This window comes from Ideonella sp. P3_A4 (genome assembly GCF_056403075.1).
The window spans coordinates 1-909 of record NZ_JBFUGE010001201.1; the positions used below are offsets into that span (position 1 = coordinate 1).

2 protein-coding genes are annotated in these 909 nt (G+C 68.3%); both read left to right on the plus strand.

Features of this window, described 5'->3' with window-relative positions; all coding sequences use genetic code 11:
* Nucleotides 1-104 precede the first annotated feature (104 nt).
* A complete protein-coding gene (locus AC1DYI_RS36960) occupies nt 105-287 on the plus strand; it encodes a hypothetical protein (protein ID WP_477209045.1) in 183 nt (60 codons plus the stop codon).
* 62 nt (nt 288-349) lie between these two features.
* Nucleotides 350-909 (plus strand): type 1 glutamine amidotransferase domain-containing protein (locus AC1DYI_RS36965; protein WP_477209046.1); only part of this gene is annotated, 560 nt, incomplete at its 3' end.

Genomic DNA, 909 nt, shown 5'->3' on the forward strand with positions numbered 1-909 from the left:
GCGCAGCGGTCAAGGCCTTGGGCCTGAAATTTGCCCCAGCGGTGCGGAGTCGGGCGTAGCCGCAGGGTTGCGTCACCACCACCACCAACGAGAGGGACTGCAGCATGTGTGACGACGACGATCTGGAAGGTGTACGGCTGTGGTTCTACGGTGGCACGCCGCCGGTGGACGACGCGAGGCAGGACGAGCAGGAGGCGCACTCGTCACCGGGTTGCGCCTGGACCTGGGCCATGGCGCAGCACCACGAGCAGGCTGCCAACCCCGCGCCTGAACTGATCACGGCCTGAAGGCCGAAGCCGGAACCGGGGCACACTGGCCCCCGCCGCCACGTTGGCGCGAGGGGAGGTGCATGGCCGATGTGTTGTTTCCGGTGCCCAGCCTGGATTTCGATCCGTCCGAGGTCGCCGTCGGCTGGCAAGTCTTGTGTGAGCTTGGGCATCAGGTGAGCTTCGCCACGCCCAACGGGCGTACGGCCGAGGCCGATCCCATCATGCTCAGCGGCCGAGGGCTCGACCCTTGGAGCCCGCTGCCCCTGATCGGCCGGTTACCGCTGCTCGGTCTGGTGCTGCGCGCCAACGCCGACGCACGCCGGGCCTACCGGGCGATGCAGCAAAGCCCGGCCTTCCAGAGCCCGCTGGCCTGGGCCGAGTTGAACGCTGAAGATTTCGATGGCCTGTGGCTCGCTGGTGGGCACCGTGCGCGCGGCATGCGCCAGTACCTGGAAAGCCCGCTGCTGCAAACGCTGGTGACCGGTTTCTTCCAGGCCGGCAAACCAGTGGCCGCCATCTGCCATGGCGTGTTGCTGGCCGCACGCAGCCTGGATGCGTCCGGCCGCTCGGTGCTGTACGGCCGCAAGACCACTGCGCTCACTTGGCAGCAGGAACGCACCGCCAGCCTGCTGGCCCACGT

What these genes read in the sequence shown, in the direction of transcription:
- AC1DYI_RS36960 (WP_477209045.1), top strand. Translation starts at nt 105, where the DNA reads ATGTGTGACGACGACGATCTGGAAGGTGTACGGCTGTGGTTCTACGGT.